A 26,174-nucleotide genomic window follows, 5' to 3' on the forward strand; every position below is an offset into this window, starting at 1 on the left:
AGATCACCGGGTCCTCCCCTTGGGCAGGTGGAACTCCCACTCGGTGCCCGCGCCGGGCGCGGTGGTCACGGTCGCGGTGCCGCCGAGCTCCCCGATCCGGCCGCGGATCGACTTCGCGACGCCCATCCGCCCCTCGGCCGCGGCGTCGTCGAGCCGGGCGGGTGCCATGCCGAGGCCGTCGTCGCGCACGCTCACCACGACCTCGTCCGGCAGGTCCTCCAGCAGCACCCAGGCCTTGGCGTCGGGACCCGCGTGCTTCGCGACGTTGGTCAGCGCCTCGCTGACGACCGCGACCACCTCGCGGCCGACGGCGTCGGGCAGCAGCACCGGCGTGCTCGGCGCGGACACCTGCACGCGCTCGGTGGTCAGCACGATCAGCCGGGGCACGAGGTCGGCCGTGCCGTCACTGCTGGTCTCCCCGGGCGCCGTGGAGACCAACGCGCGCAACGCGATCTCCTGCTCACCGGCGAGCCGGGCGAGCTCCGCCGCCTCACCGCCGACCTCCATGCCACGCTTGCGCACCCGGGCCAGCACCTGCAGCACGCTGTCGTGGATGGACCGGGCCAGCCGTTCGCGCTCGGCGGTCGCCGCCTCCGCCCGCAACGCCAGGGCCAGCCGCTGCGCCGAGACGCGGGCCGACGTCGCCGCCATGCCCAGCACGAAACCGACCCCGGTCAGCAGCACCATGTCCCGGCTGAGGTCGGTGTCGACGTAGCCGCGCACCGCGAAGTTGACCAGCCCGAGCACGATGCCGAACCCGGCGCCGGCCAGCAGCCCGCCCCGCACGGCGCCGACCGCGACGACGCCGGTCACCCACACCGTCGGGACCAGCGGGACGCCGGTCACGGTCAGCTGGTCGTGGGTGAGCACCAGCCGCGACGACGCCATGAACCCGCAGCACACCACCAGGTCGAGCACGGTGAACCAGAGCCAGCGGCGGTGCTCCGGCAGGTAGCACAGCGCGATGACCACCGTCCAGGCCGTCATGGCGCCCAGCACTGCCCACGCCAGCGCGGGCCGGGCGTACTCGTGCCGGTAGGCGAACACGACGGCGGCCGCGAAGACCAGCGTCAGCACGCGCAACAACACCGCGGCCCGCCACAAGGGCGTGGTCGAGTGGTCCGCCTCCCGGCCCGGCCTCGGTTTCGCGGTTGGTGCTGGGGGTGTCACGCCGTGCCGCCGGGCTCCGGTCCGGTCTTGGGGTTCGGCTCCGTCGCCGAGGTCAGGCCGCCGGTCTCGGTGGTGTCCGTGGTGTCGGTGGTGTCGGTGGCGTCCGTGGCTTCCGGGTCCGGTTGCGAGCCTTCGTCGTCGAGCACGTCCACCGCGTCCGGGTCGACGTCGCCGTCGTGCAGGAACGACCGCACGCCCGCGTTGAGCACCGCGAGCAGCGGCACCGACAGCAGCGCACCGGCGATGCCCGCCGAGATCAACCCGGCGGTGATGGCCAGGACCACGGCGAGCGGGTGCAGCCGCACGGCCCGGCCGAGCAGCCACGGCTGCAGGACGTGGCCCTCGAGCTGCATCACGCCGACCACGACGGCCAGCACGATCAACGCCTTGACGAAGCCGAGGGTGACCAGCGTGACCAGCACGGCCACCGAACCGGCGACCACCGCACCGATGATCGGGATGAACGCACCCAGGAACACCAGCGCCGCCAGCGGCACGAACAGCTTCACACCGACGATCCACAGCCCGATGCCGATGCCGAGCGCGTCGACGAGCGCGACCGCCGCGGTCGCCCGCACGTAGCTGACCAGCGACGAGAAGCCGCGCCGGCCGGCCACGTCCACCCGCTGGCGCACGTGCGACGGGACCGCACGCACCAGGAACACCCAGATCTGCTCGCCGCCGTACAGGAAGAAGATCAGGATGAAGACGGTGAGCAGGAAGCCGGCGAGCACCTCGCCGACCGTCGCCGCGGTGGTGATCGCCCCCGAGGTGATCTCGGCCTGGTTCGACTTGAGGTTGTCGATGATGTTCTGGATGAAGCCGGTGATCTGCTCCTGGCGCAGGTGCAGCGGACCGTGCAGCAGCCAGTCGCGGATGGTGTCGAGCGAGTCGCCGACCTGCTGCTGCACCTCCGGCAGGCCGTCGGCGAACTCGCTGATCACGAACGTGAGCAGCCCGCCGACCACCCCGATCCCGCCGATCAGCACGATCAGCGTGGACAGGCCGCGGGGCACGTTCCACTCCGTCAGCTTGCCGACGGCGGGCGCCATGAGGGCCGCGAGCAGTAAGGCGACGGCCAGCGGGATGACCAGGCTCGTGAAGTAGCCGATCAGCCAGATGATCACGTACAGCGCGCCGATGACGACCAGGAAGCGCCACGACAGCGCCGCGCCGACCCGCAGGCCGGTGGGCACCAGGTTCTGCACGTCCTGTTCGCTGGTCACCTTCGGTGGCCCGGACCCGGTGCGCGACGCCTTGATCGCGCGGCCGACCCGCGCGATCCGCCGTCTCGTGGCGTCGCTGCCGCCGTGGCCGGTCTCGCTGCCGCTTGCCGTGCTCACCCAGTTGCCCCGTCCGAAAACCGTGTCCGATTCGTCGAGCTCACGCTAGCGGTCAGCACCGACACCGTGGACGACTTTCCCCGCTAGGTTGAACATCAATCGCGTATGCTGAGCGTAACATCAACTACACGCACGGTAGTGAAGGGGGATCGGTGCCGGGTTTGATCGATGCGGGCACGCTCACCGCCACCGAGCGCGCGGTCTGCGCGGCGTACCGGGGCGGCGATCGGATCGACCTGTCCGGGCTGGCCGACGCGGCCGTGCGCGGCCAGGTCGTGGCCGGGCTGCTGACCGGCGGCTACCCGCGGTTCACCGGCGGCCAGTCCCGCATCGACCTGGTCGGCGCGACCGTCACTGGCGAGCTCGACCTCTCCGGCGCGCGGATCGAGGTGGTCGCGAGCTTCTCCGGGTGCACCTTCGAGCGGCCGCCGAACCTGGAGATGGCCGAGCTGGTCGGCCTCTCCTTGCGCGGCTGCACGGTGCCCGGCCTGCACGCCCGCAACCTGCGCGTGCGCAGCGACCTCGTGCTCGAGTCCGGGTTCACCAGCACCGGCGTGGTCGACCTGACCGACGCGACGGTCGACGGCACGGTCCGCCTCGCCGCGTCCCGGCTGCACAGCCGCTCCGGTCGCGCGCTGCTCGCCGCCCGCATCCGCGCGTCCGGCTCCATCCAGGCCACCGAGATGAGCGCGCGCGGTGAGATCCGGCTGCGGGGTGCGCAGCTCGGCGGCAGCCTGCACCTCACCCAGGCCCGGCTGGTCAACCCGCTCGGCGACGCGCTCGACGGCACCGGCCTGACGATCACCGGCAACCTGCACTGCGATCGGGGCGAGCGCGGCACGGCCGCGTTCGACGCGGCCGGCCGGGTGGTCCTCGCCGGTGCCCGGGTCGGCGGCGACGCGGTGTTCTCCGGCGCCCACCTGCACGGCGCGCGCGGCGGCAACGGCCAGGTGCTGGTCACCCCGCGCGGGTCCACGGTGGAACGCCTGGTGCTCGACGCCGACCGGCTGCGCGTCGACGGCGACATGCGGCTGGACAGCGGGTTCGTGGCCGAGGGCGTGGTCGGCCTGCGCAGCATCCAGGTCGGCGGCCACCTCGTGCTGTCGGGCGCCACGCTCGGGCACCGCTCGGCGGTCCGCCCGCTCGCCGAGGCCTTCCGGGCCGGCAAGGCGGTCGACGCGGTGCCGGTCGCCCTGGTCGCCGACGGCGCCGAGGTCGCCGGTGACCTCGAGGCGCGCCCGACCCACGAGCCGCACGGCGCGTTCCGCGCGTACGGCCAGGTCCGCCTCGTCGACGCCAACATCCACGGCAGCGCAACGCTGTCCAAGGCGCGGCTGCTGGGGCCCGGTCTCGACGTCCTGTTCGCCGACCGCCTGCAAGTCGGCGGCACGCTGTTCCTGCGCGGACTCCGCGCCCGCGGCTCCATCCGGCTGCAGAACGCGAGCATCGGTTCCAGCCTCGACTGCTCCGGCGCGCGATTACTTGTGCCGCGCCTGCGCGCCGACGGCAGTGTCAAGCCCTCGCTCGACGCCCGCTCCGCCTCGATCGGCAAGGACCTCTTCTGCAGCTACGGCTTCCGCGCTGACGGCGGGGTTCGGGTGCGGATGGTCGAGGTCGGCAAGATGGCGAGTTTCCGCCGGGCCCGGCTCGGCGGGCGCAGCAGGCCGGGACAACCGATGGCCGACAAGGCGTTCAGCGGCTACGGCCTGCGTGCCCACGAGCTCGCGCTGACCTTCCCACCCAACCGCCCGCCACGCGGGATCGTCGACCTGACCCGCGCCCACGCCGTGTCCTTCATGGACTCCGCCGAGTTGTGGACCCGCCCCGAAGGCCTGCTGCTGGAGGACTTCGTCTACGAGTCGATCGAGGCCCGGCCCGACGTCGACGTCCGCACCCGGCTCGCGTGGCTGCGCACCGTCCAGCCCGACTTCGTGCCCGGGCCCTACGAGCAGCTGATCCACGTCTACGCCGAGAGCGGTCACGAGGAACTGGCCCGGCGCGTGCAGCTGGAACGCCAGCGCCGCCGCTACGCCGAGCGCGGACCGGCCGGGCGGATCTGGGGATTCCTGCAGGAGTACACCGTCGGCTACGGCTACCGGCCGTGGCTCGCGATCGTGTGGCTGCTGGTGTTCTGGCTGCTCGGCACGCTGTGGTTCGCCGGGCACGTGATGACCAAGCTCGACGCCGACCAGGTGCCGGTGTGGAACCCGCCGCTGCTGGCCACCGACCTGTTGCTGCCCATCGTGGACCTGGGTCAGGACAGCATGTGGCGGATGGTCGGCCCGTCGCAGTGGATCGCCGGTGTGCTGATCGCCGTCGGCTGGATCCTCGCGTCCACGGCGGCCGCGGGCGCCGCGCGAGTGCTCAAGCGGGACTGATCTCGAAGCACTACGGAACGTGGCCTGTGGAAACACTCTGTGTTCGTCACACGATCGAGGGGTGTTCCGGTGTCGCGCTCGCGCCGGCGTGCCGCGGGCTGGCAACCTCCGTCGTGCACCGCGAGTGAAGACGTTGCGTACTCGTACGAGCACCCACCGCTCGCGCTGCCGCCCCAACCAAAGCACGAGAGGTACCGGCAACCAGCCATGGCACGAGTTCGCACCGAGACGGCCGCACGTGTGCGGCGCGTTGTCTCGCGCGGTCTGCTCGTCGTCGGTGGCGTGGTTGCCGGCACCGCCGCCGCGTGGCTGCTTTCCTCGGCCACCGCGTCCGCCGAGACCCAGCCACACCCCCTGTCCCACCCCGGGCTGGGCTCGGTGGAAGTGCCCTCAGTGGACGGCGCGAAGGCGTCGCTGACGCAGAACTCCTTGGCGCGCAACGCGACCAAGGCGGTCAAGGACGTCGACAAGGTCGTGCAGACGACCGTGCACGCCGTCACGGCGCCCTCGGCAGCGCCGATCGACCTGTCCACTGTGGTCGGTGACCTCGACGCGTCGCTGCACGGCGAGGACGCCCAGACCTCCGGTCTCGGCGCCCTCGGCGACCAGGCCAAGAACGCGTTCAGCCAGGTCGGCGAAGACCTGGCCGAGAAGTTCGGCTTGCGTGCCGGCGGCCAGGTCGACGTCCCGAGTGAAGACGTGCCCCCGGTCGCGGACGGTCAGCCCGGCGACTCGTCGCCGATCGTCGGACCTGTCTCGCACCCACAGCCGGTGGTCGGCCCCCGTGCCGCCGCCGACGGCTTCACCGCACCGGCCGTGCAGGACCGGCTCCGGATGGGCGGGCTGAACCGTGGTTCGCCCGCCACGCCGGAGCCCCTGCGCGCGCCGGTTTCGCCGTTGCCTGCCCCGCTGGGCACCAGCGGTCACTCGTCCTCCTCCGCCGGTGGCCAGGACGGCCCCGCGTTCGGTGCGTTGCCGTCGAACGGTTTCCGCGCACTGCTCGCCGTGATCGGCACCTCGCGCCCGGCCGTTGCCGGCGCCCCGGTGCACACCGGCGCCCAGCCGGGCAACACGCCCGACTGACTTTCCCGCTCGCGCGACTCGCGTGGGTCATCGCTGCCTGATCCCAGGCCGACCCCGCACGCGCATCAACGGCTCCCGCGGGAGAGCCGCATCCCTTCCCGCATCCCTTATCTCGGGCGGACGCTGCCTGGCGCCGTGGCGAATGAGCTCGCGCCGGACCGCCTGATCAACCCCCGCAAGGGGAATCGGAAGAAGGAGAACCCAACAATGCACACCTGGGCGAAGCGTGGACTTCAGACCGCGCTGGTCACCGGTGGTTTGCTGATGCTGGGCACCGGTATCGCGTCGGCTGAGGAGAACGTCGACCCGGACCGCCCGGCATCGCCGATCGATGCGTCGGTGTCGGTGCCGATGCACATCGCCAACAACGTCGTTGGCACGCCGATGGGTCCGAAGACGCTTCCGGCCATCAACCGTGAAGCGACCCTCAGCACGGACGACGTCACCAACGCGCTGCCGACGCAGGCCAAGTCGGCGGCGGCCCCGGTGACCAAGGACGTCACCGCGAAGGCCGCGCCGATCATGAACAAGGCGGGCAACAACGTGCTCGGCCACGACGTGTTCCGCGGCAACCGCGTGAACGCCGACCTGGTCGTGCCCGTGGACGTGTCGGGCAACGCCATCGCGTTGGGCGGCAAGGCCCAGACCACCAACGACTCGTCGCAGGCCGCCGACACCGACCGCCCCGTGACGACCCAAGGGCGACACACCCTGCTCGGCGGCAACGTCGTCGACGCGGACTGGGCGGCCCCGGTGCAGGTCACCGGCAACGCGGTCAGCGCGCTGGGCGTGGCCAACACGCACAACTACTCGTCGCAGGAAGCGAGCTCCACCGGCGACATCCAGACCGACGGCACCAAGGGTGTCCTGTCGGGCAACCTGGTCGCGCCGCAGTTCGCCACCCCGGTGCAGGTGACCGGCAACGCCGTCACCGGCGCGGGCAAGGCGAGCGCCGTCAACGAGTCCGACAGCTCGGCGACCTCGGGCGGCACGCTCGCCGCCAACGGCAACCACGCGCTGCTGAGCGGCAACGCCGCGGGCGGCCCGCTGGCCACCCCGGTCGAGGTCAACGGCAACCCGGTCGCCGGGCTCGGCCACGCGTCGACGCTGTCCAACACGTCGGCCAACGCCACCTCCGGCGACACGCAGACCGGCCCGCACAAGGAAATGGCGTACATCCTGACCAACGGCGACCCCGCCGTCGGTTCGGGCAACGCCGCGCAGCCGGGCCATGCAGGTCCGGTGGCCCTCAACTGCAACGCGGCCGCGGGCGTCGGCGTCGCCGACTGCACCGGGCAGACCACCACCGACAGCACCGCTGGTGGCGCGACCGAGACCACCGGCCACAGCTCCGTGGCGTCGGGCGCCATCGCGTCCGCGCCCAGCGCCGCACCGGTCGAGGTGTTCGGCAACACGGCGGGTGCGGGCGGCACGGCGGCCACGGCCACCGACAACGCCACCAGCACGCAGGCGGGTGGCTCGACCTACACCAACGGCGGCAGCAGCCTCGCCAGCGGCACCCTGGCCACCGCGCCGGTGTGCGCGCCGGTCGACGCGTTCGGCAACGTCGCATCCGGTGCGGGTGGCTCGCACTCGACCACCACCAACGCCCTGGACTGCGCCGCCGGTGGCGCGCACGACGGCAGCACCGGTGACGACTCCGCGGGCGGCGGCAACACGGCCACCGTGCCGGTGTCGGTGCCCACCGAGGTCTTCGGCAACGGCGCCGCGGGCGTCGGCACCGCCGACACGCTGACCACCGAGAACAAGACGTCCACCGCCGGTGGCGAGAGCAACACCAACGACGACGCCGGAACGCTGGCGGCCAACCTGGTCACCGCGCCCGTCGCGGGCGCCGGTCAGGCGTACGGCAACGGGGCGGGCGTGCTCGGCTACACCAACGCCCATAGCGACACCACCACCGAGAGCACCGCGGGCAACGGCCGCACCCGGGCGAAGGGCACCGGCGGCAAGCTCGCCGGCAACCTCGCCCAGGTCCCCGTGACCCTGCCCGCGCAGTTGGTCGGCAACGGTGCCACCGCCGGTGGCCGCGGCCACACCGGTGGCACGAACGACGCGTCGTTCACCGCGGGCGGCCCCGCCGAGACCACGGGTGACCACGGCTTCGGCGCAGGCAACATCGTCGCCACCCCGGCCGGCACCGTCACGCAGGTCGAAGGCGCCGCCGCCGGTGCGCTCGGCAAGCACAACTCGGCCGTCGACAACGCGACCGACAGCACCGCGGGCGGCGACCTGCTCACCACCGGCGAGCACGGCTTCGCGGCCGGCAACGTGGTGAGCCCGCAGGCCCTGCCGATCTCCGGCGTGTTCGGCGACTCGGCGGCCGGTGCCGGCCACGCGACCAGCCTGACCGACAGCACGATCGACGCGGCCTCCGGTGGCGACATCGCGACCAACGGCGACCACGGTTTCCTGTCGGGCAACCTGGCCCACGTGCCCGCGGCCGCCGTGCCGCAGGTGTTCGGCGACGCGGCGGGTGCGGTCGGCGGGGTCGCCGGTTCCGCGTCCGACAGCCAGACCAACGGTGCCGTCGGTGGCACCACGACCACCAGCGGCCGGCCCGGCAGCCTGTCCGGGCTCAACGCCAAGCTCCCGGTCGGCGCGGTCGCGCCGGTCTACGACGTGCCGGTCGAGGTGCTCGGCAAGGCCTTCACCCAAGCCACGAACGGTGGTGCGATCGTGGTCGGTGACCGTGACCCGCAGCTGTTCGTGCCGGTCGACGGCGGGCTCGGGGCCAACCAGCTGCCGCGCATCCCGCACTTCCCGTTCACCCCGATGCGTTCGTCGCTGCCCGCCCCGAGCGTCGTGCCCGGGCTGAACGCGCCGGAGGGCCTGCCCTTCGCCGGTGACCTGGCCGGTGACATGGTCCAGCTGCCGTCGGTGCCGAGCGTCGGCTCGCTGCCGACCGCCGGCCTGCCCGGTATCGGTGCGGGCCAGCTGCCCACCGCCGACGTCCCGGCCGTGTCGAGCATCGCCCCGGGCGAGCCGACCGGTGGCCTCCCCGCGTTCGGCGGCCTCTTCGGCGCCCTGCCGGGTGTCGGCCAGGCTGTTCCCGCGCTGCCGGGTGCCGAGCGTGCGGACATGCCGACCGCTCAGCTGCCCGTGATCGGGGACGCGGTTCCGGCCGTTCCTGGTCTGCCGGCTGTGCCTGCCGTGCCTTCGCTTCCGGCTGTTGGTGACGGCGTGCCGTCGCTGCCCGCCGTCGGCGGCGGTGTCCCGGCTCTGCCGGGCGTCGGCGACGCGGTGCCCGCGGTTCCGGCCCTGCCCGCGGTCGGCGACGGGGTTCCGGCCCTGCCTGCCGTTCCGGGTCTGGCCCAGGCGGACCTGCCCACCGCTCAGCTGCCGGTGATCGGTCAGGGCGTCCCGGCGCTGCCGGGTGCGGACCTGCCGACCGCTCAGCTGCCGGTGGTCGGCAAGCCGGCCATGCCGCTGCCCACCCCCGTGGCCACCCCGGCGCTGCCGGTGAACGCGGTTCCCGCGATGGCCATCCTGCCCATGGCGGCGGTTCCTGCCCTGCCCGCCGCCACGCCTGCCCTGCCCGCGATGGACGCCGCCCCGGCGCTCCCCGCGGACACCGCTTCGCTCGCCGACACGGCCGCGAAGCTGCAGGCACTGTTCGGTCAGCTGCCCTCGGTCACCTCCCTGCCGATGGCCTGATCGTTCAGCAACAACACCGAGCCCCCGGAGACCGACCATCTCCGGGGGCTCGGTTTTTGCGTGCCTGAACGCAGTTTTCCACAGCCGACCAGTTGTCCACAGATCCGCTTCGCGCGTCCCACACCCCCGCTGACCTCGATAGACTGGCATCAGGGGTGCCCCCCGGGAAGGGTGGGGGCTGTCTTCGCGCGCGCGAGCGAAACGGCTGGTTATGCGCGTAGCGCTGCTTCGGCGCGAGCCAGCAGTTCGTGGCCGGGTACGCCGCCATCGCTTGTGGCCCAACCGATCCGCACGGCGACGTCACCGGCGAGCGCACGCACCCGAGCCGCTGTCGCGGCCCCGGTGCTGTGGTCGTGCTCGGCGACCACCGCGAAGGTGCCGCCGCCGTAGCGGGCCACCGTGTGGTCGGCGCGCAGGTCGCGGCGCAACCGCGTGCCGAATCCCGCGAGCAGTGCGTCCGCGTGGGCGACGCCGTGCGTCGCGGTCAGATCCGCCAGCCCGCGCACGTCCGCGAGCACCACCGACACCAACCCGCCCAGCGTCCGGGCCCGCGTCACGGCCTGGGCCAGCCGGTCGCCGAGCAGCACGGCGTTGGGCAGCCCGGTCAGCGGGTCCAGCAACCCGGCCGATTCCCGCAGGTCCGCTTGCACACCACGGACTTCGACGACCGCGCCATCGGCGTTCGGGGTGATCACCATCAACAGCGAACGCCGCTCGACGTCGTCGGCGACCACCAATGGGCGCATCACCCGCACGCCCGTCCGCACGGCTTGGCGGACCACCCCGACCAACGGCAACGCGGGTGTGCCGGTCGGCTCGACCGCGTGCCAGCCCGGCGGGCGGGTGTTCTCGACCAGGTGCGCCGCCGAGACGCCGAGCAGCCGGGCGGCCTGGGCGTTCGCCCCGACCACCGCGCCGTCCCGGTCGCACACCAGCACACCGAGTTGTCCTGTCGCGGACGGCACCGTGCCGACCTCGGTCATCGCGACCACGCTCCCCGACCTGCGATGGGCACGAGCCTGGTGTGCCCGGCGCGCAACCCGGGGCAGCGACATACCACCCGGTCAGGTGAATCTCAGTCGAACTGCCACGACCGCTTGGCCAGGCCGTACCAGAACCCGTCGATCACGCTGCGCCGCGCGCCCGCGCCGGCCGCGCCGAGCGAGACGAAGAGCGGCGCGAAGTGCTCGGTGCGCGGGTGGGCCAGCCGACCCGCGGGGGCGGCGTGCTCGAAGTCGATCAACGCGTCGAAGTCGCCGTCGGCCAGCGCCCGGTTGCCCCAGTCGTCGAACTCGCTCGACCACGACGGCGGCGCGCCGTGGACGCCGACGTTCATGGCGCTGAGGTTGTGGGTGAAGAAGCCGCTGCCGATGATCAGCACGCCCTCGTCGCGCAGCGGGGCGAGCTTTTCACCGATCTTCATCAGCTCACGCGGGTCGAGCGTCGGCATGGACATCTGCAGCACCGGCACGTCGGCGTCGGGGTACATCTCGACCAGCGGCACGTAGGCGCCGTGGTCGAGGCCGCGGTCCGGGTCGTCGTGCACGGGCATGCCGGGCGCGCGCAGCAGTTTGCGCACCTTGTCGGCCAGTTCCGGCGCGCCCGGTGCCGGGTAGGTGACCTGGTAGTAGTGCTCGGGGAATCCCCAGAAGTCGTAGGTCAGCGGCACGGTGGTGGTCGCCCCGATGGCGAGCGGGGCGGCTTCCCAGTGCGCGGACACCACGAGGATCGCGGTCGGGCGCGGCAGGTCGGCGGACCACGTCGCCAGCTGCCGGGTCCAGACCTCGTCGTCGGCGAGCGGCGGGGCGCCGTGGCTCAGGTAGAGCACCGGCTGAGCGGCCATGACCAACCTCCATCGGTTGAATGTTCAACCAATGCTACTCCAGGTTCGCCGCCATGCGCCGCAAGGTCTCGACGGTGCGCAGGTACTCCTCGTCCGGGATGCCGTCGATGATCCGGCGGCGTTCGGTGTGGATGCGGGCGGCGACCTCGTCGAAGCCGGCTCGGCCGAGTTCGGTGGTGGTGACCAAGTCGCCGTCGCGTGCCGCCCAGCCCTTGGCGATCAGGTCGTCGACCTCGGCTCGGACGTCCTGCTGGAACGGTGCGAGCGCGCGGTCGAGGTCTTCCTGGCTGGTCGGGGCGGCGGCGATCGTGTTGAGGACCTGCCAGTGCCGGCGCGTGAGGCCGTGGTCGGCGAGGGTGCGCCCGAAGCGGGTCTCGATGAGCGTGTCGAGGTGCTTGAGCCAGTAGCCCAGTGGCTTGGGTGTCGTCATGCATGTCACTTTACATCTAAATGTAAGATGACATCCATGGATCCGGTCCAGGAAGTCGAACGCGCCATGATCGCGATCCGGCGTTCGCAGAGCCGCCGCGTGCTGAGCAGGCAGGCGGACGTCGACCCGAACTCGGTCGCGGTGCTCGACGTGATCGAGGAATGCGAGCAGACGGGCGAATCCTGCACGGTCGCGTCGGTGCGCACGGCGTTGTCGGTGGACCAGCCGCGGGCCAGCCGCCTGGTCGCGAAGGCCGTAGAGGACGGCTTCGTGCGCCGCGAGGCCGACCAGCACGACGGGCGCAAAGCGTTGCTGCGCATGACAAGCGCGGGCCGCGCCGCCCTCGGCCAGGTGCACGAGGTGCGTCGGCAGCGGTTCGCTGAGGCCATGGCCGGGTGGTCGGTTCGCGAGCAGGAGACGTTCGCGAAGCTGTTGTCCCGCTTCATGGACGGCTTCGCCCGCTAGGTTGGCGGCCATGGCGAAGATCCACCCCGGCGCGACGCTGACCCCGCACTTCCGCGACTTCCTGCCACCGTGGATCGCGCGTCAGCCGTGGTATCCCGGCACGCAGATCCCCACCATCAGCGCGGTCGGCTTCCTCCGCCTCGAGGACCCGGCGGGCGAGGTCGGCATGGAGATCCACCTCGTGACCGACGGTTCGCGCGTCCTGCAGCTCCCGCTGACCTACCGCGGTGCACCGTTGGACGGCGGCGCGCTGGTTGCGACGGCCGAGCACAGCGTCCTGGGCACCCGCTGGATCTACGACGCCGAGACCGACCCGGTGTGGACCACCGAGCTGTTGCGGCTCGTCCGCGCGAACGACGTCTTCGACGAAAGCCGCATGCGTGGCGCCACCGAAGCACGCGGCCACCGGATCCACGACTTCGCCGATGCCGAGGTGCGCATCGAGGTCGTGCGCGTGCTGAACTCGGTCGAGCCCATCGACGACCCGAGCGTTGTCGGCGTGGTCGAGGCAACGTGGCCAGACGGATCCGGTCGCCTCGCCGTCGTGCGCAGGCTCGCTCAGCCCTGAGCGAGGTCGGTGAAACGGCTGTAGTGCAGCTGGTGCGCGACGGTCACGGTGGCCTGGGGGCCGGCGCGGTGCTTGGCCAGGATCAGGTCCGCTTCGCCGGCCCGCGGGTCGTCGCGTTCCCACGCGTCGGGGCGGTGGATCAGCATGACCATGTCCGCGTCCTGCTCCAGCGAGCCGGACTCACGCAGGTCGGCCAGCATCGGACGCTTGTCGGAGCGTTGCTCCGGACCACGGTTCAGCTGGCTGATCGCGATCACGGGCACTTCGAGCTCCTTGGCCAGCAGCTTCAGCGCACGTGAGAACTCCGAGACCTCTTGCTGGCGGGACTCGACCCGCTTGCCCGACGACATCAGCTGCAGGTAGTCGACCACGATCAGCTTGAGGTCGTTGCGCTGCTTGAGCCGTCGCGCCTTGGCCCGGATCTCCATCATCGTCATGTTCGGCGAGTCGTCGATGAACAGCGGCGCCTCGCTGATCTCGCTCATCCGCCGGGCGAGCCGGGTCCAGTCGTCGTCGGTCATGCGACCACCACGCATGTCGGCGAGGCGGATCTTCGCCTCCGCCGAGAGCATGCGCATCACGATCTCGGTCCGGCTCATTTCCAGCGAGAAGATCACGCTGGAAAGGCCGTGCTTGATCGAGCACGACCGTGCGAAGTCCAGTCCCAGCGTCGATTTCCCGACACCGGGCCGGGCGGCGATGATGATCATCTGGCCGGGGTGCAGGCCGTTGGTGACCTCGTCGAGGTCGGCGAAACCCGTGGGCACGCCGAGGGAGGAGCCGCCGCGGGAGGCGATGGCGTCGATCTCGTCCATCGTGGGCTGCAGTAGCTCTTCGAGCGAGACGTAGTCCTCGCTCATCCGGCGCTCGGTCACCTCGTAGATCGACGACTGCGCGCGGTCGACCACCTCGTTGACGTCGGAGCCCTCGGCGCCCTGGTAGCCCAGCTGCACGATGCGCGTGCCCGCTTCGACCAGCCTGCGCAGGATCGCCTTCTCCGCGACGATTTCCGCGTAGTAGCTGGCGTTCGCCGCGGTCGGCACGGTGGCGATCAGGGTGTGCAGGTACGGCGCGCCACCCACCCGGCGCAGCTCCCCGCGGCGCTCGAGCTCGGCGGCGACGGTGATCGGGTCGGCGGGCTCGCCGCGGCCGTACAGGTCCAGCACGCAGTCGTACACCGACTGGTGGGCCGGCCGGTAGAAGTCGCCGGGGCGCAGCACCTCGACCACGTCGGCGATCGCGTCCTTCGACAGCATCATGCCGCCGAGCACGGACTGCTCCGCCCCGAGGTCCTGCGGTGGTTGCCGGTCGAGGGCGCCCCCACCGCTCGACATCGCGTCAGGCCCGGGCCCGCGCTCGTCGGTGAGTGCCACGACGTCCCCCGTTTCGAGCAAGAATCGAACACAAGTTCGATATCACCACTGTAGTCGCCACCCGACGGCCGGGGCAATCCGGCACGCCGTGAACCGGTGACGGCGTGACGTTAGAGGGCTTGATCCGCAGGTCGCAAACGACCCTGTGGATGACTTTGGGGACAACTTGGGGATGGTGGCCGCCATCTGAACACAGGCGCGGAATTGCCTGGGGACAACCTGTTGACAACCGGTCGGTCCCATGGGAAACCCACAGGTCAGGCCCTGTGTACAAGGTGTGGACAGATTGGCCGGAGAAAGTTTCGGCGTGTCGTCCAAAAGGTGTACTCGGCGTGTCGCGGTGACCGCTCACCCGATCGAGGGATGGGTGGTTATCCACAAGTCGCCGTACACGCCAGCGACCGCCCTGCCGGGTGGCGAGGGCGGTCGCTGAGCGTGACGAATCTAGTTCGCGGAGACCTCGACCTTGAAGGACGCGGTCACCTCGGGGTGCAGCCGCACGCTGACCGCGTGCTTGCCCACCGTCTTGATGTGCCCGGACACCTCGAGGGTGCGCCGGTCGAGCGCGGGGCCGCCGGCCTGCTTCACCGCGTTCACGATGTCCGCACCGGTGACCGAGCCGAACAGCTTGCCGGAGCCGGCCGCGGCCTTCGCCTTGAGCGGCACGACCTCGAGCGCCTCGATGCTCGCCTTGAGCTCCTTGGCGTGCTCGAGACCCTTGACCTTGCGGGCCTCCTGCGAACGGCGGATCGCCTGGACCTGCTTCTCCGCACCCTTGCTGGCGACGATCGCCAGGTTGCGGGGCAGCAGGTAGTTGCGGCCGTATCCGTCCTTGACCTCGACGGTGTCGCCGGGGCCGCCCAGACCGCTGACGTCAGCGGTGAGAATCAGCTTCATCACGCGCCTCCTGATCAGCGAGCGGTCGAGGTGTAGGGCAGCAGCGCCATCTCGCGGGCGTTCTTGACGGCCACCGCGACGTCACGCTGGTGCTGGCTGCAGTTGCCGGTCACGCGACGCGCGCGGATCTTGCCGCGGTCGGAGATGTACTTCCGCAGCAGGGTGGTGTCCTTGTAGTCGATGTTCTGGGGACGGTTCTTCTTCTCGTCCTTGCAGAACACGCAAACCTTCTTCTTGGGCTTGCGCACAGGTGGCTTGGCCACGGTTCTACTCCTGTGGGTAACGCGTATGTGGTCTGAGTTTTAGAAGGGAGGCTCGTCGTCGAAGCCGCCGCCGCCCCCGCCGCCACCGGCGGGCGGGGCCGAGCCCCACGGGTCGTCGGCGGGCGGAGCGGACTGACCGCCGCCACCGCCACCGCCGCCGAAGCCGCCGCCTCCACCGCCACGACTGACCTTGTTCACCTTGGCCGTCGCGTAGCGCAGGGACGGGCCGACCTCGTCGACGTCCATCTCGACAACCGTGCGCTTCTCGCCTTCACGGGTCTCGAACGACCGCTGCTTGAGCCTGCCGCTGACGATCACCCGCGCGCCGCGGGTGAGCGACTCGGCCACGTTCTCCGCGGCCTGGCGCCAGATGCTGCAGCGCATGAACAGCGCTTCGCCGTCCTTCCACTCGCCGGACTGGCGGTCGAAGGTGCGCGGCGTGGAGGCGACCGTGAAGCTCGCCACCGCCGCCCCGGACGGGGTGAAGCGCAGTTCCGGATCGGCCGTCAGGTTCCCGACCACGGTGATCGTCGTCTCGCCTGCCATCGCCGAACCCCTTGCCTCAGGCCGCCGCGGCCTTGCGCGGGAGCTCCCGGCGCATGACCTTGGTACGGAGCACGGACTCGTTGAGCGAGAGCTGGCGGTCGAGTTCCTTGACCGCGTCCGGCTCGGCGTTGAGGTCGAGGACGGCGTAGATGCCCTCGGCGTGCTTGTTGATCTCGAACGCGAGGCGGCGCTTGCCCCAGACGTCGACCTTCTCGATGGCTCCACCCGATGTGCGGATCACGTTGAGGAACGTGTCCAGCGACGGTGCGACAGTGCGCTCGTCGAGACTGGGGTCGAGGATGACCATCACTTCGTAATGACGCATGTAGACCACTCACCTCCTGTGGACTCGGCGGCCACGGACTTTCCGTGGCAGGAGGGTCGTCGCGTCAGCAACGCGACACAGGGTATCAAGCCCTGCGCAGGACCCACGTGCGGACCAGGGTGCCAGTAACCACCGACAGCGCGAGCACCGCCAGCAACACCGGCAGGCCGATGCCGTCGGGGTGGCTCACGGGCAGCACCTCGGCATTGCCCGCGGTGCGCAGGCCCTGGTCGTCGTGGGCGCCGACCAGGCCGAACTGGGGCGTGTAGCCGGGCACCGCGCTGCCGTAGCGGGCCGAGGGCGACGGCGACCACGCGCCGGGTGCGGCGGCCGGGATGCCGCTGTAGTCGCGCAGCGGGGTGCGGCCGGTGAGCTTCTCCGGTGTGTAGAGCCAGAGCTGATCGGGGTTCTTGTAGCCCGCGCCCGCGACGCCGGTACCCGGGTTGCCGGTGGCGTCGCCCGGGCCCTGGTCGCCGGCGCCGTCCTGGCCGGCCTCCGTCGGGTTGATCGCCATGCCGCAGTTGTCGGTGACGATCTTGCGCAACGCGGCGAGCCCGGCGTCCTTGTTGGACGCGAACTGCGGCAGCGACGCGGCAGCGGGCACCACGACATCGGCAATGGCCTTGCCGGTGATCACCGGGTCGTCGCCGACCGTGCCGACCGGCAGAGCGGGACCGAGGTTGAACGCGGTCGAACCGGCGAGCGCGTTGACCGTGGGCAGGCTCTTCGCCGTCGCCTGGATGGCGTCGCCGACGAAGCCGGACACCGCGAGCCTGCTGAGCTGGACCGGCCGGCCGTTCGCGGCGTGGACGTCCTGCTTGCAGTTGAGCGCGAGGTAGGCCAGCGGGGCGGCCGCCGACGTGGTCGCCGCGCCCGCCAACGCGCAGGCAGACGCCAGCAGTCCCACCAGGGCCGCGGCGATTCGGCGCACCTGCTGTCTACCCCCGACGGTGTCGTCTCGTGTGCGGTCAGCTTGCGATCGTACGACGTAGCACCCACGTGCGGACCAGGGCCGCCGTCACGCCGGACAGGGCGAGCACCGCGAGCAGCACCGGGAACGCCACCCGGTCACCCGAAGGCGCGTCGAGCGCCTCGGCGTGACCGGCCGCCTCGACGCCGTCGGGCTGGCCGTTGCCGCCGAGGATGCCGAACTGCGGTGAGTACCCCGGAACGGAGCTGCCGTACTGGGCGCCCGGCGTCGGCGAGAAGAGGCCGGGCTGCGCGAACGGGAGGTTCGCGTACATGGCCATGGGCGAGCGGCCGAAGTTGTAGGGCAGGCCGTTCGGGTCGTACAGCTGCACGTCGCCGAGGCCCAGGCCGCCGACGACCGGGTTGTTGGCGTGCGGCATCTGGGTCACCGGGCCGTTGCCGCTGCCAGCGCCGGAGCCGCCGCCACTGCCGCCACCGCCGGGACCGGTCGAGCCGCCACCGCCACCGCCGCCGGAACCACCCGCACCGGGGATGCCGAGCTTCTTCTGGACGTCGGTCGAACCCTGCTCCACCGCGGCCGAGCCGTCCTGGGCGACGCCGCCGACGTCGTTGGCGACCGTCACGGTCACGCCGCAGAGCGAGGTCAGCGTCTGCTGGACGCTGCCGACGATCAGACCGAGCACCGGGCCGAGCAGCGGGATCTTCTTGAGCTGCGTGACGACCTGGGTGGCGATCGTGCCGCCGGTGATGACGGTGGTGCCGTTCTGCACGCCACCGATCGGGATCGGCGGGAGCGCGTTGAACAGGTCGGTGAAGGGCTTCTTCAGCGGCGGCCCGAGGATCGGCACCGCACCGATGATGTTCGCGACCGGCTGCACGACCGCGCTGGTGCTGAGCTGGATCGGCTGGCCAGGGGTGCCTTCGATGGTGGTCGAGCAGTCGCCGACGACGATCGGCGACGACGCTTGCGCGGTCCCGGAGGTCGCCGTGAGCCCGGCCATCGCAACGCCGAGAACGAGCGCACCCGCGCCCGCCAACGCTCCGAAGCGCCGTCGCATGGTTCCTCCGGTACTGCCGAGTAGGTTCACTCGATTAAACGACAGTAACCGCCGAACGTGACGCGGACCAGCCCAGATTGTGTACCCCCTACTTCTGTCGGTGGTGGCGACTACCCTCGTCGCCCATGAGGATCGGTGCGCACGTCCGGGACGACAAGCCGCTGGAGACCGCCAAGGACCGCGGCGCTGACGTCGTGCAGTTCTTCCTGGCCGACCCGCAGGACTGGAAGGCGCCCAAGCCGCACCCGCAGGCGGCCGCGCTGGCCGAGGCCGGGATCGACGTCTTCATCCACTCGCCCTACGTGCTGAACGTGGCTTCGACGAACAACCGCATCCGGATGCCGTCGCGCAAGCTGGTCGCCCAGCACGCGGCCGCGGCCAAGGAGGTCGGTGCGCTCGGGCTGGTCGTGCACGGCGGCCACGTCACCCGGACCGACGACCCGGCCAAGGGCCTGGAGAACTGGCGCAAGCTCTTCCAGCGGCAGGCCGACGCGGGCGGCTTCGGGGTGCCGATCCTGATCGAGAACACCGCGGGCGGCGACAACGCGATGGCCCGCCGGTTCGACATGCTCGCCCGGCTCTGGGACGAGGTGGCCGAGTTCGGCGCCGGGTTCTGCCTCGACACGTGCCACGCGTTCGCCGCGGGCGAGGACCTGGTCGGCATCGTCGACCGGGTGAAGGCGATCACCGGCCGGATCGACCTCGTGCACCTCAACAACTCCCGCGACGAGTTCGACTCGGCGATGGACCGGCACGCCAACATCCACTCCGGCACCATCGACCCGGAGCAGCTGGCCGAGGTGGTCCGCACGGCGGGTGCGCCGGTCATCGTGGAGACCCCGAACGAGGGCCAGGCCAAGGACATCGCGTTCCTGCGCGAGGCGGTCGCGGGCGCGGGATGACCGCGGGCTATTCGGGAACCCCGCTGCCGCGCAAGCTCGGCGTCAAGCCCGGCTCACGCGTGCTGGTGGTCGGCGCGCCCGACGGCTTCCAGCTGGACGCGCCCCACCACAGCCGCCCCGGACGCGAGCCCTACGACGTCCAGCTGATCTTCTGCGGTTCGTTCGCGCGGCTGCGCGCGGTGTGGCCGAAGGCGGTCGAGCGGATGACGACGGCGGGCGGCATCTGGATCGCCTGGCCGAAGAAGGCGTCGAAGGTGCCGACCGACCTGACCGACGACGTCGTTCGCGAACACGCCCTGGCCGAGGGCCTGGTCGACGTGAAGGTCTGCGCGATCGACGCCACCTGGTCCGGTTTGAAGCTTGTTCGCCGAATCGCCGACAGGTGACTGCTTGCGCCGCTACGATCACCCGCTGTGCACAACGACCCTGCTCTGGCTGAAGCCGCCAACCGCGCCCGTTTCATCACCACGATCGTCGTGGGGGTGAGCCTCCTGCTCGACGTGTTCGCCGCGTTCGTCGGCGGTGACCCGGGCACGGAGCGCAACGGCATGCTCATGGCGGTCGTCGGGTGTGTGATCGCGACGAGCGTCGTGTTCGCCATGCCGGCCATGTGCTTCTACTACACGTTCATGGCGCGCCGGGCGGGCACCGCGCGCAAGCCGGTGACGGCGAGCTTCCTGATCCTCAACGCGGTGATGCCGCTCTCCGGCGTCATCCCGGCCTGGATCATCGCGCTGGCACTCGGCCTGCGGGTGATCGGCATCGCCGCGGCCGTCGCCACCGTGCTGGCCGCCGCTCTGCTCTGGCCGACCGAGAAGCGGCTGGACCTGGTCGTCCGCGGCGAGGCGAAGGTGCTCTTCCCGGTCCAGAGCCCCGCGTGACCGCCGCAGAGGAGCCGGACGCAGAGGAGCCGGACGCAGAGGAGCCGGACGCAGAGGAGCCGGACCTGGTGCGCGCGGTCCGCGCCGCGCGGTTCGCCGCCACGCTCGGCATCGGAGTCGGCCTGCTGATCGACGCCTTCGTCGCGTTCACGAGGTCGTGGGACCTCGAAACCGCGCCCTGGGCCGTGGTGCCGGTCCTGTCGGTCGGGTGGACGCTGGCCCTGCTCGCCGATCACCGCCAACGGTGCCAGGACCCGGCGGAGCGCCGGGTACCGAGCCCGGCCGGTGTGCTGCTGTACGTGTCCGGCAAGTTGTGGCCGATCGCCGTGTGCACTCTCGTGACGATCGGGGCGTGGAACTGGGTCGTCGCCGCCGGTTCGTTCGTGTCCGGCGTCTTCTGCGCGGCGATCTGGTGGCCGCGGCAGGCCCGGATGGACCGAGTCCTCAGCGGCGAGCGCCGCTCCGCGTTCGCGACCGAACGGCCGGCGGCGAAGGTCAGCCGGAAGTGACCTCGGCCGGTTCCCGTCGCGCTCGGCGTGGTGGGGCCAGGCGGACGACGTCCTCGGCGTCTTCGAGCACACCGCCCGCCGGATCGTCGTCGCCGCTCGCGCGCACCACGTCGTGCTCCGGGCGGTAGATCTCCCGGATGATCAGCACGCACAGCCCCACCACTGCGAGGTCGCGCAGCACCACCGCACCCAGGAACCAGTCCTGCGGCAAGCCCTTGTGGTCCTCGCCCAGGTAGAACATCATGCGCGGCACCCAGACCAGGGCGTCGATCGTCATCCACGCGAGCAGCGGCTTCCAGCGCGGGATGGCGAGCACGGCCAACGGCACCAGCCACAACGAGTACTGCGGGCTCCACACCTTGTTCGTCAGCAGGAATGCCGCCACCACGAGGAAAGCCAGCTGCGCGAAGCGCGGCCGGCGTTTCGCGGACAGGCCGACCCACGCGATCGCGGCGCAGCACACCAGGAACAGCACCAGGCTGACGGCGTTCAGGATGGTCGGCGCTTCCCACGGCATCAGGTCGGGCCGGTCGAAGCCGGACCACCCGGTGAAGTACTCGATCACGTTGTAGAGCGAGTCCGGGTCCGCGCCGCGGTCGGTGTTGCGCCGGAAGAACTCGCCCCAGCCCTCGTGGAAGAGCTCGTAGATCGGGAAGTTCACCACGGCCCACGTGAGCGCGGTCGTGCCCGCGGCGATGCCCCACTGCTTGACCTTGCCCGCGCGCACACACAACACGAGCAACGCGCCGAGCAGGAACAACGGGTAGAGCTTCGCCGCGACACCGAGCCCGAACAACACGCCGGCGAGCGCCGGTTTTCGCCGCGCCCACGCCAGCATCCCGGTCGCCGCGAACGCCGTGGCCAGCGTGTCGAAGTTGGTGAACGCGTGCACCAGCACCAGCGGCGAGACCGCCACCAGGATCGCGTCCCACGGTCTGCGCCGCGCCGTGCGCGCCACCGCCCAGACGGTCACGAGCCAGGCCAGCGCCAGCCAGAACGCCGTGATGTCGAAGTAGACCGCGACCGTGATCCCGGTCGGCAGCCAGCCCAGTTCGGCGAAGTGCGTCCACCCCTGGGCGAGCTTGGCGTTGACCCACTGGAACATCCCGGTCAGCACCGGGTACTCCATGTACCGGATGTGCTGGGTGGGTTTGCCCTGGTCGTCGTACCAATAGGACTTGTAGGGGAAGCCGCCCTTGTCCAGCTGTTCGGCCGAGTACAGCGGCACGACGTCCGAGTAGCACATCGCCACGTATGGCCGGTTCGCCCGCCAGTCGAGCTGGGTGACGCCGTTGTCGTCGGTGTACTGCTGGATGCACGACGCCTTGCCGAACCAGCTGAACACCAACGCGAGCAGCGCGAACGCCAGCGCTATCCGCAGCGGGCTCCAGAACCAGTGCCGGCCCACTGCCGCGTGCCGGCCGAGCGGGCCGCCGACCGGGGTGCTGGCATGCCGGGCGAGCGTCTCGCTCCAGGTCGGGACGATCCGCTCGTGGTGGTCGAGGAAGTCCGTGTCCGCCACTTCCGCGGCCGCCGCCCCGACGCTGCGCTGCTCCTCCGGCACGGCGGGGATGCTACGGGTATCGGTGTTGGGTCAGTGTCGCGTGTGGCCGATCAACCGCCTGGTGTCCCGTGGCCGGGGCCGCCACCGCCTTGCGGGGGATCCGTGGTGGTGGTCCCGCTGGTCGGGCAGCCCAGGAAGCCGCACGGCTCGGTCGGCGTGGTGGTCGTGGTGCGGCCCGGGTGACCGCCGCCGCCGTGCTTGCGCGTCGTGGTGGTGGTCGTCGTGTCGGACTGCGTCTGGCTCGAGCTCGACTGCGTCGAGGTGAACGTGCTGTCCGGCGCCTCCGACGCGCCCTTGCCGATCGGCACGTACAAGCCCCAGGCGGGGTCGTTCTTGCCCTTGAGGTACTTGTCCATGAACGACTGCCAGATGTGACCGGGCAGCCCGGAGCCGTAGATCGGCTTGCCCTGACCGTTCACGATCGGCTCGTTCTTCTGCGCCGTCATGGACACCGCGGTCGAGATCGACTGCGTGTAGCCCACCATCCAGGCCTTCGCGTTCTGGTTGGCGTTGGCGGCGGTGTTGCCGTCCTGAAACTGCTGGGTACCGGTCTTGCCCGCGCAGTCGTGCGGCTTGTCGCACGGGATGTGCGACGACTCGGGGATCGGTCGCAGCGACTCGGTCACGTTGCGCGCGATCTGCGAGTTCAGCGCCGCGTCCTGGCTGAACGCCGGCGTGCCGTCGTCGTTGAACTGCTTGATCAACTGGCCGTCGGCGCTGAAGATCTTGGAAACCAGGTGCGGGGTGCGCCGGGTCCCGCCGTTGGCGAAGGTCGAGTAGGCCGCCGCCATGTCGAGGGTGCGAACCTGCGTCTTGCCACCGCCGATGGAGATGTTGCCGTCCGGCTCGTTCAGCAAGGGCTTCATGGTGTAGCTGCCGTCGTCGTGCGCGTCGCCCCACGGGATCTGCTTGGGGATGCCGGCCTCCTGCGCCGCCTGCACCACCGGCTTCACGCCGGTCGTGTTGAGCACCATGTCGTAGAAGACGGTGTTCACCGAGCGCTTCATGGCCAGGGCGACCGTGCAGTCCTTGCCGCAACTGCTGTTCGGACCCGCGTTGTGCACCGGCGTCGCACGGCCGGGGAACTTGCGCCCGTCGGAGCCGTCGTAGGTCTCGCCGAGCCCCTTGCCCTGCTTGAGCAGCGCCACGAGGTCGAACGGCTTGAACGAGGAGCCCGGCTCCTGGATCGCCCACGCGTAGTCGTAGTCCTCGGTGCCGCCGTAGTAGGCCTTGATCGCGCCGGTGTTCGGCTCGACGGCGACCAGGGCGGGCCGCAGGTTCTTCGGTTCGTTGGCCATGACCTCCTTGACCGACTGCTCCGCGTACTTCTGCGCGTTGCGGTCGATGGTGGTCTGGATGGTCAGGCCCTGGCGCTGGATGTCGTCCTCGGTCATGCCCAGGTCGATCTCGACCTCCTGCAGCACCCGCTTCTGGATCAACGCCATGTCGCCGGTGAGCGCCTTGGTCTTCGACTTGGACTTGTCGACCATCTTCGGCAGTTGCGCCGCGGACCGCTCGGCCGGGCTGAGCCAGTTGTTGGCGACCATCTGGTTCATCACGTAGTTCCACCGCTTGGCGACGTAGGCCTGGTCGCCGGAACGGCTCGGGCCCTGGATCATGCCGGCCAGCAACGCGGCTTGCGGGGTGGTGAGCTTGCCGACGTCGACCCCGAAGTACGCCTGCGCCGCGGCCTGGATGCCGTTGGCGCCACGACCGAAGTAGATCGTGTTCAGGTACGCGGTGATGATGTCCTTCTTGTCGTACGTCTTGCTCATCTTGTAGGCCTTGACGACCTCGAGCGCCTTGCGCGTGAGCGTGTGCTGCTCGTTCTCGCTGGCCTTCTTGATGTACTGCTGGGTGATCGTCGAACCACCGCCGACGCCGCCGGTCGCCTGGTTGTAGGCGGCGGCCAGGATGCCGGTGATGTCGAAGCCGGAGTTGGTCTCGAAGGTCGAGTCCTCGGCCGCGTAGACCGCGTGCAGCACGTTCTGCGGGATGTCCTTGTACTCGACCATCTTCCGGTTCGAGCCGACCGGCGCGATCTTGGTCATCACCGTCTTGCCGTCGCCCCACAGGAGCGTGATGGCCTGGCCCTCGCGGTCGGCCACGCTCTTGGGCGTCGGCACGTCCACGGTCTGGTACGCGATGAAGAACCCCACGATGGGGCCGATGATCATCACCGCGATCATCGCGTACGCGGTGCGCCGCACCCGGCGCCAGATCCGGCGGCGGCGCAAGCGCTTGTCGTCGGCGGTCAACGCGGGCAGCTCACGGCTTTCCGGGCCGCTGTCGTAGGCGTCGACCGCCTCGTCGAGGGCGGGTTCGCGGTGGGTGAGCAGCGCGGGCTCGGGGCGCAACGCCGGGTCGGCCTTGGGCAGCATCTCGGTCGGACCGTCCGGGCCGCCGGGCATCGGGGTACCCGGGGGCGGGCCACCGGGGCGGCCGCCGCGCGGCGGGCCCGCGGGCGGGCGCGGCGCGCCACGGCCGGGTGTCTGTTGGCCACGCGGCGGCACGGGCACGTGACGCGTGCGGCCACCATCCGCGGGCTCGTCGGTCGGCCACGCGGGCTTGCTCGCGGAGGGGCGAGCGCCACCGCCAGGCGAACCGCCACCGTCGTCGTCCCAGCTCGGGCTCCAGAAGCCGGTCCGCTCCTGGGGCTCCTCACGACGCTTGCGGTGGTCCTCGTCGGTGGGCCATGCCGGCTCGCCCGACCGGCGCCGGCGTTCCTCGTCCTCGTTCACGAAAGAGCCTCCGTGGGCACGCCCGTGGGCGTGTTTGTACTCAGTGACCTGCGCAGATGTGTGCGGTTCACTCTGCGGCCGTCCTCCTGCGGGGCTTTGGATCACGCAGACCCCGCGTTCCCAGGACGTATGACTGCACCAGGTGGTTCCATGCGCAGGTGCGGCAGACCTCGACCACGTAGACGGTGAACTCCTCGAAGAGAGTCGCCATCCGGGCGAGTTCCTCCGGGGCACGTGCCGAACCGGAGGCGTGTTTGAGCGCGTCGCCGTAGACCCACGCGACGTTGGTGAGGGGTTCCTTGCGGCAGACCGGGCACGTCAAGTCGGTCGGCTGGCCGTGGAACTTCGCGGCGCGCAGCAGGTACGGGCTCGCGTCGCACACGTCCATGGTGCCGACCCGGCCCGAGTAGACCTCGGCGAGCAGCGACCTGCGCTGCAACGCGTAGTCCACCACCTGCCGTTGCGTTCGCACGCATCCAGAGTACGGGCTGACGCCAGTGCTGCGGTCGGGCCGTCAGCTGCCGACCGGGGCCGCGGGCTCGGGACCAGGGCATCCGCGCCCGCGTGGCGATTCACACAGCGCGATCCGCTGTACAGCCGCTTGATGTATCGCAACGATATAGTGGCCGAGTAGATCGCAACGACACCGAAAGGGGTCATGATGCTCGAGTTCGCCATCCTCGGGCTGTTGCACGAGACCCCGATGCACGGCTATGAGCTGCGCAAACGTCTGTACGACACGCTCGGCACGCTGCGCACGTTCTCCTACGGCTCGCTGTACCCGACCCTGCGTCGGCTGCTGCGTGCCGGCCTGATCGCCGAGGAAGGCGAGGCGCAGGAGGGCGACGAGCGAGCGCGCACGTGGGGCAAGCGGGCGAAGCGGGTTTACAAGCTCACCGCCGAAGGCAAGGAGCGCTTCACCGACCTGCTCGCCGACGCCGGCCCGAACGCGTGGGACGACGAGGGTTTCGGCGTTCACGTCGCGTTCTTCTCGCGCACGCCGGCGGAGATCAGGATGCGCATCCTCGAGGGCCGCAGGCGCCGGGTCGAGGAGCGCCGGGAGGGGTTGCGGTCGTCGCTGGCCCGTGCGGGCGAGCAGATCGACCGCTACACCCGCGAGCTGCAACGGCTCGGGCTCGAGTCCAGCGAGCGGGAAGTGCGCTGGCTGAACGAACTGATCGCACGCGAACAGCGCGAACAACGGCACACGGAAGACTGACGAGAAGG

25 protein-coding genes are annotated in these 26,174 nt (G+C 70.9%); 10 read left to right on the top strand and 15 right to left on the bottom strand.

All coding sequences use genetic code 11. The annotated features are described in order from the left end of the window. Positions 1 to 3: 3 nt before the first annotated feature. Both macS and EV186_RS05775 read right to left on the bottom strand, forming a co-directional pair. Positions 4 to 1,170: a MacS family sensor histidine kinase gene (gene macS, locus EV186_RS05770; RefSeq protein ID WP_133847997.1), complete on the bottom strand. Its 1,167-nt coding sequence runs from the start codon at positions 1,168 to 1,170 to the stop codon at positions 4 to 6. Then, positions 1,167 to 2,396: an AI-2E family transporter gene (locus tag EV186_RS05775; RefSeq protein ID WP_133848794.1), complete on the bottom strand. Its 1,230-nt coding sequence runs from the start codon at positions 2,394 to 2,396 to the stop codon at positions 1,167 to 1,169. The genes macS and EV186_RS05775 overlap by 4 nt, the downstream gene beginning before the upstream one ends. A 269-nt stretch (positions 2,397 to 2,665) precedes the next feature. Here EV186_RS05775 and EV186_RS05780 point away from each other — a divergent pair, with 269 nt between their 5' ends. The 3 genes from EV186_RS05780 to EV186_RS05790 all read left to right on the top strand — a co-directional run bounded on the left by EV186_RS05780 (position 2,666) and on the right by EV186_RS05790 (position 9,652). After that, positions 2,666 to 4,891: a translocation/assembly module TamB domain-containing protein gene (locus EV186_RS05780; protein ID WP_133847998.1), complete on the top strand. Its 2,226-nt coding sequence runs from the start codon at positions 2,666 to 2,668 to the stop codon at positions 4,889 to 4,891. Positions 4,892 to 5,098: 207 nt separating this feature from the next. Then, the gene (locus tag EV186_RS05785; protein ID WP_133847999.1) at positions 5,099 to 5,974 is read left to right on the top strand and encodes a hypothetical protein; all 876 of its coding nucleotides are present in this window, start codon (positions 5,099 to 5,101) and stop codon (positions 5,972 to 5,974) included. Positions 5,975 to 6,181: 207 nt separating this feature from the next. After that, positions 6,182 to 9,652, top strand: a complete 3,471-nt coding sequence (locus tag EV186_RS05790; protein ID WP_133848000.1) for a beta strand repeat-containing protein — start codon at positions 6,182 to 6,184, stop codon at positions 9,650 to 9,652. A 209-nt stretch (positions 9,653 to 9,861) separates the two neighbouring features. Here the strand turns inward: EV186_RS05790 and EV186_RS05795 are convergent, their stop codons facing one another. The 3 genes from EV186_RS05795 to EV186_RS05805 form a co-directional block, all read right to left on the bottom strand. After that, positions 9,862 to 10,635, bottom strand: a complete 774-nt coding sequence (locus tag EV186_RS05795; RefSeq protein ID WP_166659032.1) for a GGDEF domain-containing protein — start codon at positions 10,633 to 10,635, stop codon at positions 9,862 to 9,864. Positions 10,636 to 10,727: 92 nt separating this feature from the next. Next, positions 10,728 to 11,495, bottom strand: a complete 768-nt coding sequence (locus EV186_RS05800) for a dioxygenase family protein (protein ID WP_133848002.1) — start codon at positions 11,493 to 11,495, stop codon at positions 10,728 to 10,730. 34 nt (positions 11,496 to 11,529) lie between these two features. Then, positions 11,530 to 11,925: a MarR family winged helix-turn-helix transcriptional regulator gene (locus tag EV186_RS05805; protein WP_133848003.1), complete on the bottom strand. Its 396-nt coding sequence runs from the start codon at positions 11,923 to 11,925 to the stop codon at positions 11,530 to 11,532. Positions 11,926 to 11,961: 36 nt separating this feature from the next. On the opposite strand from EV186_RS05805, the gene EV186_RS05810 reads away from it, so the two are divergent. Together EV186_RS05810 and EV186_RS05815 are read left to right on the top strand one after the other, a co-directional pair. Next, positions 11,962 to 12,390, top strand: coding sequence for a MarR family winged helix-turn-helix transcriptional regulator (locus tag EV186_RS05810; protein WP_133848004.1), 429 nt, complete (start codon positions 11,962 to 11,964; stop codon positions 12,388 to 12,390). 10 nt (positions 12,391 to 12,400) lie between these two features. Next, entirely contained in the window at positions 12,401 to 12,958 is a 558-nt protein-coding gene (locus tag EV186_RS05815; RefSeq protein ID WP_133848005.1) for a maltokinase N-terminal cap-like domain-containing protein, read from the top strand. Here EV186_RS05815 and dnaB read toward each other — a convergent pair. The 7 genes from dnaB to EV186_RS05850 form a co-directional block, all read right to left on the bottom strand. Next, positions 12,949 to 14,331, bottom strand: coding sequence for a replicative DNA helicase (dnaB, locus tag EV186_RS05820; RefSeq protein ID WP_424982083.1), 1,383 nt, complete (start codon positions 14,329 to 14,331; stop codon positions 12,949 to 12,951). The genes EV186_RS05815 and dnaB overlap by 10 nt on opposite strands. Before the next feature lie 444 nt (positions 14,332 to 14,775). Next, positions 14,776 to 15,228: a 50S ribosomal protein L9 gene (rplI, locus tag EV186_RS05825; RefSeq protein WP_133848006.1), complete on the bottom strand. Its 453-nt coding sequence runs from the start codon at positions 15,226 to 15,228 to the stop codon at positions 14,776 to 14,778. A 14-nt stretch (positions 15,229 to 15,242) separates the two neighbouring features. Next, complete coding sequence (gene rpsR / locus EV186_RS05830; protein ID WP_133848007.1) at positions 15,243 to 15,491, bottom strand: 30S ribosomal protein S18; 249 nt, start codon at positions 15,489 to 15,491, stop codon at positions 15,243 to 15,245. Positions 15,492 to 15,530: 39 nt separating this feature from the next. After that, entirely contained in the window at positions 15,531 to 16,037 is a 507-nt protein-coding gene (locus tag EV186_RS05835) for a single-stranded DNA-binding protein (protein WP_133848008.1), read from the bottom strand. 16 nt (positions 16,038 to 16,053) lie between these two features. Then, complete coding sequence (gene rpsF, locus EV186_RS05840) at positions 16,054 to 16,362, bottom strand: 30S ribosomal protein S6 (RefSeq protein ID WP_133848009.1); 309 nt, start codon at positions 16,360 to 16,362, stop codon at positions 16,054 to 16,056. Between the two features lie 85 nt (positions 16,363 to 16,447). Then, complete coding sequence (locus tag EV186_RS05845; protein WP_133848010.1) at positions 16,448 to 17,293, bottom strand: hypothetical protein; 846 nt, start codon at positions 17,291 to 17,293, stop codon at positions 16,448 to 16,450. Positions 17,294 to 17,330: 37 nt separating this feature from the next. Further along, positions 17,331 to 18,350 carry a hypothetical protein gene (locus tag EV186_RS05850; protein WP_133848011.1) on the bottom strand — a complete coding sequence of 340 codons (1,020 nt, stop codon included), beginning with the start codon at positions 18,348 to 18,350 and terminating at the stop codon, positions 17,331 to 17,333. 125 nt (positions 18,351 to 18,475) lie between these two features. Here EV186_RS05850 and EV186_RS05855 point away from each other — a divergent pair, with 125 nt between their 5' ends. The 4 genes from EV186_RS05855 to EV186_RS05870 are packed head-to-tail and all read left to right on the top strand — an operon-like array spanning position 18,476 to position 20,642. After that, positions 18,476 to 19,252, top strand: a complete 777-nt coding sequence (locus tag EV186_RS05855; RefSeq protein WP_133848012.1) for a deoxyribonuclease IV — start codon at positions 18,476 to 18,478, stop codon at positions 19,250 to 19,252. Next, positions 19,249 to 19,638 carry a DUF3052 family protein gene (locus EV186_RS05860; protein ID WP_133848013.1) on the top strand — a complete coding sequence of 130 codons (390 nt, stop codon included), beginning with the start codon at positions 19,249 to 19,251 and terminating at the stop codon, positions 19,636 to 19,638. The genes EV186_RS05855 and EV186_RS05860 overlap by 4 nt, the downstream gene beginning before the upstream one ends. Before the next feature lie 27 nt (positions 19,639 to 19,665). After that, the gene (locus tag EV186_RS05865; RefSeq protein WP_133848014.1) at positions 19,666 to 20,133 is read left to right on the top strand and encodes a hypothetical protein; all 468 of its coding nucleotides are present in this window, start codon (positions 19,666 to 19,668) and stop codon (positions 20,131 to 20,133) included. Beyond that, entirely contained in the window at positions 20,130 to 20,642 is a 513-nt protein-coding gene (locus EV186_RS05870; protein WP_133848015.1) for a hypothetical protein, read from the top strand. The genes EV186_RS05865 and EV186_RS05870 overlap by 4 nt, the downstream gene beginning before the upstream one ends. On the opposite strand, the gene EV186_RS05875 is transcribed toward EV186_RS05870, so the two are convergent. The 3 genes from EV186_RS05875 to EV186_RS05885 all read right to left on the bottom strand — a co-directional run bounded on the left by EV186_RS05875 (position 20,629) and on the right by EV186_RS05885 (position 25,419). Then, complete coding sequence (locus tag EV186_RS05875) at positions 20,629 to 22,206, bottom strand: glycosyltransferase family 87 protein (RefSeq protein ID WP_208115482.1); 1,578 nt, start codon at positions 22,204 to 22,206, stop codon at positions 20,629 to 20,631. The two genes, EV186_RS05870 and EV186_RS05875, sit on opposite strands and share 14 nt — an antisense overlap. Before the next feature lie 50 nt (positions 22,207 to 22,256). Continuing rightward, on the bottom strand, positions 22,257 to 24,947 hold the full coding sequence (locus EV186_RS05880) for a transglycosylase domain-containing protein (protein WP_133848016.1): 2,691 nt from the start codon (positions 24,945 to 24,947) through the stop codon (positions 22,257 to 22,259). A gap of 67 nt (positions 24,948 to 25,014) precedes the next feature. Beyond that, a complete protein-coding gene (locus EV186_RS05885) occupies positions 25,015 to 25,419 on the bottom strand; it encodes a DUF5318 domain-containing protein (protein ID WP_166659033.1) in 405 nt (134 codons plus the stop codon). A gap of 189 nt (positions 25,420 to 25,608) precedes the next feature. Between EV186_RS05885 and EV186_RS05890 the strand changes: the two genes are divergently transcribed. Further along, positions 25,609 to 26,166: a PadR family transcriptional regulator gene (locus tag EV186_RS05890; protein ID WP_133848798.1), complete on the top strand. Its 558-nt coding sequence runs from the start codon at positions 25,609 to 25,611 to the stop codon at positions 26,164 to 26,166. The last annotated feature ends 8 nt before the right edge of the window (positions 26,167 to 26,174 follow it).

The sequence above is a fragment of the Labedaea rhizosphaerae genome (genome assembly GCF_004362825.1).
GTDB classification, from domain to species: domain Bacteria; phylum Actinomycetota; class Actinomycetes; order Mycobacteriales; family Pseudonocardiaceae; genus Labedaea; species Labedaea rhizosphaerae.

Bases quoted from the DNA above. Each gene is read 5' to 3' on its own strand.
- EV186_RS05785 (WP_133847999.1), top strand. From the start codon at position 5,099: ATGGCACGAGTTCGCACCGAGACGGCCGCACGTGTGCGGCGCGTTGTC.
- EV186_RS05790 (WP_133848000.1), top strand. From the start codon at position 6,182: ATGCACACCTGGGCGAAGCGTGGACTTCAGACCGCGCTGGTCACCGGT.
- EV186_RS05795 (WP_166659032.1), bottom strand. From the start codon at position 10,635: ATGACCGAGGTCGGCACGGTGCCGTCCGCGACAGGACAACTCGGTGTG.
- EV186_RS05800 (WP_133848002.1), bottom strand. From the start codon at position 11,495: ATGGCCGCTCAGCCGGTGCTCTACCTGAGCCACGGCGCCCCGCCGCTC.
- EV186_RS05805 (WP_133848003.1), bottom strand. From the start codon at position 11,925: ATGACGACACCCAAGCCACTGGGCTACTGGCTCAAGCACCTCGACACG.
- EV186_RS05810 (WP_133848004.1), top strand. From the start codon at position 11,962: ATGGATCCGGTCCAGGAAGTCGAACGCGCCATGATCGCGATCCGGCGT.
- EV186_RS05815 (WP_133848005.1), top strand. From the start codon at position 12,401: ATGGCGAAGATCCACCCCGGCGCGACGCTGACCCCGCACTTCCGCGAC.
- rplI (WP_133848006.1), bottom strand. From the start codon at position 15,228: ATGAAGCTGATTCTCACCGCTGACGTCAGCGGTCTGGGCGGCCCCGGC.
- EV186_RS05835 (WP_133848008.1), bottom strand. From the start codon at position 16,037: ATGGCAGGCGAGACGACGATCACCGTGGTCGGGAACCTGACGGCCGAT.
- rpsF (WP_133848009.1), bottom strand. From the start codon at position 16,362: ATGCGTCATTACGAAGTGATGGTCATCCTCGACCCCAGTCTCGACGAG.
- EV186_RS05850 (WP_133848011.1), bottom strand. From the start codon at position 18,350: ATGCGACGGCGCTTCGGAGCGTTGGCGGGCGCGGGTGCGCTCGTTCTC.
- EV186_RS05855 (WP_133848012.1), top strand. From the start codon at position 18,476: ATGAGGATCGGTGCGCACGTCCGGGACGACAAGCCGCTGGAGACCGCC.
- EV186_RS05860 (WP_133848013.1), top strand. From the start codon at position 19,249: ATGACCGCGGGCTATTCGGGAACCCCGCTGCCGCGCAAGCTCGGCGTC.
- EV186_RS05890 (WP_133848798.1), top strand. From the start codon at position 25,609: ATGCTCGAGTTCGCCATCCTCGGGCTGTTGCACGAGACCCCGATGCAC.